Here is a 284-nt window from a genome sequence, read left to right on the forward strand (position 1 = left end):
CGCGCACGAGCGGGATCGAGGACGGCCCGCCCCCGTACCCGAGCATGCCGACGCGGAAAAAAGCAAGAAATAAATGCCATTGGTTCATCGAAGTCATCCCTTTATCGTGAGTCTCACCAAGCGGCGACCGCCCCGTCCGTGCGCGGCTCCGTCCCGGCGGCGAGCACGCCGGTGTCAGGATCGCGCCAAATGATTTGCCCGCGGCCGAACGGACCTCCGTCTAAGGCAAAGCGAATGTCATGCCCTTTGCGGGCGAGCGCTTCGGCGATATGGCGCGGGAAGTG

General features: G+C 64.1%; 2 pseudogenes. Both read right to left on the reverse strand.

The features are described from left to right. Nucleotides 1-88 (reverse strand): annotated as a pseudogene (locus LD028_RS08820) (chromate transporter); the annotation flags it as partial. Nucleotides 89-113: 25 nt separating this feature from the next. Continuing rightward, nucleotides 114-284, reverse strand: a pseudogene (locus tag LD028_RS08825) (gamma-glutamyltransferase); the annotation flags it as partial.

The sequence above is a fragment of the Anoxybacillus sp. LAT27 genome, from assembly GCF_022030075.1.
GTDB lineage: Bacteria > Bacillota > Bacilli > Bacillales > Anoxybacillaceae > Anoxybacillus > Anoxybacillus kestanbolensis.